We start from the raw sequence: 6,948 nt of genomic DNA, 5'->3' as shown, positions 1-6,948 counted from the left end.
AAGTCGGATCTTAGCCATGTCGTTCTGTGACCCAAGGAGTTGGGACTAGTGGTTGTCTTCCTAAGACCGCTTGGCCTCCGACTTCTGGGTGGCGCCGGGGTCTACGGCTCCGACGCGTCGGCGGGTGATCTGCGCGTCGACGGTGACGCGGGGCTCGCCGCCGGCGCCGACGGCGGCGCCCACCTGCTGCTCGGCGTCACCGCTCCCGGCGGCGAGCGCTGGTTCCTGCTGCCGCCCGGACATCCCGGCGTCACCGTCGAACCCGTCTCCCCCCTGGACCATTCGCGTGCGCTCGCGCGGATCACGGTGTGCGGCACCCTCTTTCCCGATGAGCTCGAGGTGACGGGCCTCACCACCGACGAGTTGCGTTCGTGGGCCGTCACCTTCGCGGCGGCCGAGGCTGCGGGAATCGCCGCGGCCTGCGTTGACGTCGCCGCGGAGTACGCCCGGGTGCGGGAGCAGTTCGGGCGGCCGATCGGATCGTTCCAGGCGGTCAAGGCCCTCTGCGCTGAGATGCTCTGCCGCGCGGAGCTCGCCGCCGCTTTGGCCTGGGACGCGGGACGCGCCGCCGACGACGCCTCGTCCGGTCGCGGCGCCGACCAGGCCCAGCGCCGTCGCGGCGAGCACCGGTTCGCGGCCGCGGCCGCAGGGGCGCTCGCCCTCGACGCGGCTGTGGACAACGCCAAGGACCTGATCCAGGTGCTCGGTGGTATCGGCTTCACCTGGGAGCACGACGCGCACCTGTACCTGCGACGCGCCGTCGCGACCCGACAGCTGCTGGGCGGGACCGCGGGCTGGCGCACCGCCACCGTCGCCGTGGCCCGGTCCGGCGTACGCCGCTCGGCCACGATCGTGCCGGATCCGGAGCGCGTCGATCTCGCCGGGATACGCTCGGCGGCTGCGGGATTCGCGGCGCTTCCCGTCGGTGTGCGGCGCGCGGCGCTCGCCGAGTCCGGCTATCTGGTGCCGCACTGGCCGCCGCCCCACGGGCTCGGCGCCGACGCCGCGACCCAACTCGCGATCGACGCCGCCCTGGCCGCGGAGGGCGTCGAGCGCCCCGACCTGGTGATCGGCGCCTGGGCGGCGCCCACGATCCTCGCCCACGGCACGGCCGCGCAGGCGACCCGCTTCGTGGGCCCCACGCTGCGCGGTGAGATCACCTGGTGTCAGCTCTTCAGCGAGCCCGAGGCCGGGTCCGACCTCGCGTCGCTGCGCACCCTCGCCACGCGCGTCGCTGGTGGCTGGTCGCTGCGGGGCCAGAAGGTGTGGACCTCCCTCGCGCACGAGGCGGACTGGGCGATCTGCCTCGCCCGCACCGACCCCGCCGCGCCGAAACACAAGGGCATCACCTACTTCCTGGTCGACATGCGCTCCCCCGGCATCCGGATCCGCCCACTCCGTGAGATCACCGGCGACGAGCGGTTCAACGAGGTGTTCCTCGACGGCGTCGTGGTGCCGGACGACTGCGTCGTGGGCGAGGTGAACGGCGGCTGGCGGCTCGCCCGGACGACGCTGGCCAACGAGCGGGTCGCGATGAGCGGAGGTTCGCCGCTCGGGGACGCGGTGGAGGCCCTCCTGGCCTCGTCGGCGGACACCGACACCGTCGGCGTCCTCGTCGCCGAGGCTGCCGGGTGCGCGGCCCTCGACGCCCGGTCGGTGCTGGCGCGCCTGGACGGCCGCGACCCGGGCGCGGGGTCCAGCGTGCGCAAGCTGATCGGGGTCCGGCACCGGCAGGCGGTCGCGGAGGCCGCGCTCGTCGCGTGCGGGCCCGACGGTGCCGGCTCCGCCCCGAACGTCGACGCCGTGCAGTACGAGTTCCTGCTCAGCCGGTGCCTGTCGATCGCCGGCGGTACGTCTCAGATCCTGCGGAACGTGGCGGCCGAGCAGCTCCTCGGCCTGCCCCGGGGGTGAGACCCGCCGGCACCGGCCCAGCGACAGAAGTCAGAACCTCTCAGCCCAAGGAGGACAGGATGAAGATCACCGTCGGAGGCATGTGCACCGGCTTCGGTATCTGCGAGAACATCCGACCGGACGTGTTCGAGGTCGGTGACGACGGTCTCGCCCACATCGTGGCGGACGAGCTCACGGAGGACGACCGTGCGGATCTCGAACTCGCCGTCGCCGAGTGCCCGACCCAGGCGTTGCGCCTCGACGGCTGACCCGCCGCACGGTCGACTCGGACTATACGTGTCATAACGGTGTGAATCCGTCGAATGGTCTGCAATCGTTTGCCCTGCCGCATCGGCGCGCCGTAGGTTGAGTCGGTCCCGCGTCCGGCGGGACGGCACGCCCGCAGCGAAGTCCGGTCACAATCCGGCACTGTCCCGCAACGGTGAAGCCCCTGCTCCGGGGGACGAGTCCGGTCGCCTCGCTGGTGTGACCGTGGCACAACCCCTCGGGTGAAGGGTGTTTCGTGCGGGGCTCGACGCTGCCCCGGTGAACTTCCTCATCCCTGTACGGATAGGGATAGACATGAGCAACACCTGGTCTCGGCTCGGCGAGATGCGACGCGGCCTCACACCGCGCGAACGCCACCGGATGATCGAGATGTTCCTGGTGATCGTCGCGATGAACGGCTTCGGCTGGGGGATCTTCGTGTGCGCGATCATGCCGCACCACTTCAGGTACACCGGGCTCGGTCTCGGCATCGGGGTCGCGCTCACGGCGTGGACGCTGGGCGCGCGGCACGCCTTCGACGCCGACCACATCTCGGCGATCGACAACGTGACGCGCAAGCTGATGGCCGACGGGCAGCGCCCGCTCGCCACGGGATTCTTCTTCGCCTTGGGACATTCGTCGATCATCGTCGCGGTCGGCGCCGGCATCGTCGTCGCCGCGAAGGCGGTGTTCGGCGCGATGGTCGATCCGAACTCGGCCTACGAGACCGTGGGCGGACTGATCGGGACCGGGCTGGCCGCTGCGTTCCTGTATTTGATCGCGCTGCTGAACCTGGTCGTGCTGTCGGGGATCGTGAAGGTCTTCCGGGACATGCGGCGAGGCGTGTACGACGAGGAGGAGCTCGAGCGGCAGCTGCAGTCGCGCGGGCTGATGTACCGGTTCTTCGGGCGCTGGATGCGCTCCATCACCAGGACCTGGCACATGTTCTTTGTCGGGGTGGTGTTCGGGATCGGGTTCGACACCGCCACCGAGGTGCTCCTGCTCGCCGCGACCGCGGCGGCGGCGACCCAGGGCCTGCCGTGGTACGCGGTGATAGCCCTGCCGCTGCTGTTCGCCGGGGGCATGACGCTGTTCGACACCATCGACGGCTGCTTCATGAACGTCGCCTACGGTTGGGCCTTCGCGCGTCCGGTGCGCAAGGTCTACTACAACCTGGTGATCACCGGGCTGTCGATCCTGGTCGCGTTCGTGATCGGCACGATCGAGATCTGCGGGCTGCTGTCGACCGAACTGCACCTGAGCGGTGGCTTCTGGGACTTCATGGCGGACTTCGACATCAACACCGCGGGTTTCATCGTGGTCGGCGTGTTCCTGGTCGTGTGGGTCGCCGCCATCGTCTACTGGCGGTTCGCGCGGGTCGAGCAGCGCTGGAGTGGCGCCGCGAGTGCGCCGCAGCGCGTCCGCGAGATCGAGCTCGACGCCGACTGATCCACCCGGGCCGTCAGCCCTTGATCTCCTCGGCGGCGAACATGCGGGCTGGGTCGTGGTCAGCGAAGTACCCCGAGACCGCCCCGGCGAGCTCGGGGTCCGACCACGTCGAGCCCGCGGCGTCGAAGCGGCGCTCCACGGTGGGCGGTGCGATCAGGGCGACCATCGACCCGTGCACCACGAACACCTGACCGTTGATCTGGGCCGCCGCGGGCGAGGCGAGGAACGAGACGAAGCGTGCCACGTGCTCCGGCGCGAGCGGGTCGACTCCCCCGCCGTCGGACGATGCGCCGAACACACCCGCCGTCATGGCGGTCCGCGCGCGCGGGCAGATCGCGTTGGCGGTCACCCCGTATCGGGCGCATCCGCGTGCCGCGGCAACCGTGAGGGCGACGATGCCGGCCTTGGCCGCGGCGTAGTTGGGCTGCCCCACCGACCCGAACAGGAACGCCTCCGACGCGGTGTTGATCAGTCGGCCGTACACGGCGCGGCCGGCCCGCTTCGACGCGTCCCGCCAGTACGCCGTGGCGCCGCGGGACAGCAGGAAGTGCCCGCGCAGGTGCACGCGGATCACCGCGTCCCACTCGTCGTCGGTCATCGAGAACAGCATCCGGTCGCGGCAGAATCCCGCGTTGTTGACCACCACGGCCGCGCCACCCACCTCGTCGGCGGCCGCCAGCAGGGCATCCGCGGTGCAGCGGTCGGCCACGTCGCCCACCACCGCGCGGGCGCTCCCCCCGGCCGCGGCGATCTCGTCGGCCACGTCGTGCACCGACTCCGACACGTCGCCGGCGACCACGGTGGCGCCCGCTGCCGCGAGTGCGAGTGCCTCGGCCCGCCCGAGCCCCGCGCCCGCGCCCGTCACCACGGCTACTCGACCATCCAGCACTCCCACGTGAGCCTCCATCTTGAAACGTGTTCTATCGCGGCTCGAACTCCACTTCGGGGCACCGTCCGCCTCGGATCCGCACCGTAATCCTAGAACGTGTTCTACAGTGGCGTCATGCGGATCGCGTTCACCGAGCAGCAGGAGCGGTTACGGGCCGAGCTGCGCGACTACTTCGCGCACCTGATGACCGACGAACGGCGCGTGGCGCTGCGCTCGGCCGGCGGTGAGTACGGGGGCGGCGACGTGTACCGGGAGATCACCCGCACGCTCGGCAAGGACGGCTGGCTCGCGCTCGGGTGGCCGGAGGAGTACGGCGGGCAGAACCGGCCCGTCCTCGACCAACTGATCTTCACGGACGAGGCGGCGATCGCCGGCGTGCCGGTGCCGTTCCTGACGGTGAACACCGTCGGCCCCGCCATCATGGCCGGCGGCACCGACGAGCAGCGGGCGCGCTTCCTCCCCGGAATCGCCGCCGGCGAGATCCACTTCTCGATCGGGTACTCCGAGCCGGAGGCGGGCACCGACCTGGCGTCGCTGCGCACCCGCGCGGTCCGCGACGGCGACGAGTTCGTCATCACCGGGCAGAAGATGTGGACCAGCCTCATCGAGTACGCCGACTACGTCTGGCTGGCCGCCCGCACCGATCCCGAGGCCGCCCGGCACCGGGGCCTGTCGATCCTGATCGTCCCCACCGATGCCGACGGCTTCTCCTGGACCAAGGTGCACACGGTCGCGGGACCCGGAACCAGCGCGACGTACTACGACGGCGTCCGCGTACCCGCCGACGCCGTGGTCGGCGAGCTCGACCAGGGTTGGCGGCTGATCACCAACCAGCTCAACCACGAACGCGTGGCGCTCACCTCCGCGGCGCCGCTGCAGGATTCGCTGCGTCAGGTGACCGAGTGGGCGCGGCAGACGCGGCTGCCGGACGGCGCGCGGGTGATCGATGCCGAGTGGGTGCAGCTGCACCTCGCCCACGTCCATGCGCACGCCGAATACCTCAAGCTGCGCAACTGGCGCATCGCCTGGGCGGCGGACCGGGCACACCTGACCGGCGACGGTGACGACCAGGCGTACGGACCGGCGGGCGCATCCGCGACCAAGGTGTTCGGGACCGAGTACGCCACCGAGGCGTACCGCCTGCTCATGGAGGTGCTCGGCTCCGCCGCGATCGTTCGGTCCGGCTCGCCCGGCGCCGTGCTCGCGGGCCGGATCGAGCGCCTGCACCGGTCATCGCTGATCCTCACGTTCGGAGGCGGCACCAACGAGATCCAGCGGGACATCATCGCGGGTACCGCGTTGGGCCTGCCGGTCACCCGATAGGCGCGAGAGGACAGAAGTGGACTTCACCGCATCCGAGGCGAGCATCGACCTCGCCGCGCTCACCCGCCGACTGCTGCAGGCGTGGGCGGACTCCGGCCCCGCCATCCACACGGTGGCGGGCGTCCGCCCCGGCTTCGACGTGGCGCTGTGGTCCCGGCTCGCGTCGGCCGGGGTGTTGGACGCGGCGCTCCCGCAGCAGGTCGGCGGCGGTGGCTTCGGCCTCGAGGAGCAGTGCGCGATCCTGGGCGAGATCGGCCGCACCACGGCCCCCGCACCGTATCTCGCCTCGATCGCGGTCGGTGCCGCCACCGTCGGGCGGTTCGGCACGCCCGCGCAGATCGAGCGCTGGGCCGTCCCCGTCGTGCGCGGCAGCGCCACCGTGGCGCCCGCGCTGGCCGAGCCGGGCCCCGGCACCGTCGTCGCCGACCGCCCCGACGCGGGCCTACGGCTCGACGGTGCCCGCACCGCCGTCCCGAGCGGGGCGTTCGCCGACACCGTCCTGGTCGAGGCGTCCACCCCGGACGGGCCGGTCCTCGCGCTGCTCGACCGCGGTGCGCGGGGGCTCACCATCGCACGGCAGGAGGTGGTCGACGGTGACGACGCCGCGCTGCTCGAGTTCGACGGTGTCGAGGTGCCCACAGACGGCGTCCTCGACGGCGCCGAGGCGGCCGCATGGGCGCGCCGGCGGGCGACGATCGGGTGGTGTGCGTGGCAGCTGGGAGTGCTGGACGCCGCACTGCACGCCACCGCCGAATACGCACGCACGCGTGAGCAGTTCGGTAAGCCGATCGGCTCGTTCCAGGCGGTCAGGCAGCGCCTCGCGGACGCGTACATCGACGTCGACGCCGTCCGGCTGACGCTCACCGAGGCCGTGTGGCGCGAGACTGCGGGCCTGCCCTCCGGCGAGGCGGTGGCGACCGCCAAGTTCTGGGCCGCCGAGGCCGGGCACCGCGTCGCGCACACCGCGGTCCACGTGCACGGTGGCGTCGGTATCGACACCGACCACCCCACGCACCGCTACTTCGTCGCCGCCAAGCGCGCCGAGTTCGCGCTCGGCAGCGCCACCGCCCAGCTCCGCACCCTCGGCCGGCTGCTCGCCGGCGCTTGACCAGACCCGAACCAGGAGGCGA

Annotated in this window: 5 protein-coding genes; 4 read left to right on the top strand and 1 reads right to left on the bottom strand. The window is 71.8% G+C overall.

Features of this window, described 5'->3' with window-relative positions; genetic code table 11:
* The first annotated feature begins 1,970 nt into the window (after positions 1-1,970).
* Both ABD908_RS18610 and nicT read left to right on the top strand, forming a co-directional pair.
* Positions 1,971-2,159 (top strand): ferredoxin, encoded by a 189-nt coding sequence (locus ABD908_RS18610; protein ID WP_344998696.1) that lies wholly within the window; start codon positions 1,971-1,973, stop codon positions 2,157-2,159.
* Positions 2,160-2,472: 313 nt separating this feature from the next.
* Positions 2,473-3,606, top strand: a complete 1,134-nt coding sequence (gene nicT / locus ABD908_RS18605) for a Nickel transporter NicT (RefSeq protein ID WP_344998694.1) — start codon at positions 2,473-2,475, stop codon at positions 3,604-3,606.
* Between the two features lie 13 nt (positions 3,607-3,619).
* On the opposite strand, the gene ABD908_RS18600 is transcribed toward nicT, so the two are convergent.
* Entirely contained in the window at positions 3,620-4,501 is an 882-nt protein-coding gene (locus ABD908_RS18600) for a 3-oxoacyl-ACP reductase (RefSeq protein WP_425584394.1), read from the bottom strand.
* Between the two features lie 108 nt (positions 4,502-4,609).
* Between ABD908_RS18600 and ABD908_RS18595 the strand changes: the two genes are divergently transcribed.
* Positions 4,610-5,818 (top strand): acyl-CoA dehydrogenase family protein, encoded by a 1,209-nt coding sequence (locus tag ABD908_RS18595; protein WP_344998690.1) that lies wholly within the window; start codon positions 4,610-4,612, stop codon positions 5,816-5,818.
* 16 nt (positions 5,819-5,834) lie between these two features.
* Positions 5,835-6,926: an acyl-CoA dehydrogenase family protein gene (locus tag ABD908_RS18590; protein ID WP_344998687.1), complete on the top strand. Its 1,092-nt coding sequence runs from the start codon at positions 5,835-5,837 to the stop codon at positions 6,924-6,926.
* The last annotated feature ends 22 nt before the right edge of the window (positions 6,927-6,948 follow it).

Source organism: Tsukamurella soli (genome assembly GCF_039541155.1).
In the GTDB taxonomy this organism is placed as follows: domain Bacteria; phylum Actinomycetota; class Actinomycetes; order Mycobacteriales; family Mycobacteriaceae; genus Tsukamurella; species Tsukamurella soli.
Note: the sequence above shows the minus strand (reverse complement) of the source record. Positions and strands in the feature narration are given on the sequence as shown.

Excerpts from the sequence above, each read along its gene's own strand:
- ABD908_RS18595 (WP_344998690.1), top strand. The coding sequence starts at position 4,610 with ATGCGGATCGCGTTCACCGAGCAGCAGGAGCGGTTACGGGCCGAGCTG.
- nicT (WP_344998694.1), top strand. The coding sequence starts at position 2,473 with ATGAGCAACACCTGGTCTCGGCTCGGCGAGATGCGACGCGGCCTCACA.
- ABD908_RS18610 (WP_344998696.1), top strand. The coding sequence starts at position 1,971 with ATGAAGATCACCGTCGGAGGCATGTGCACCGGCTTCGGTATCTGCGAG.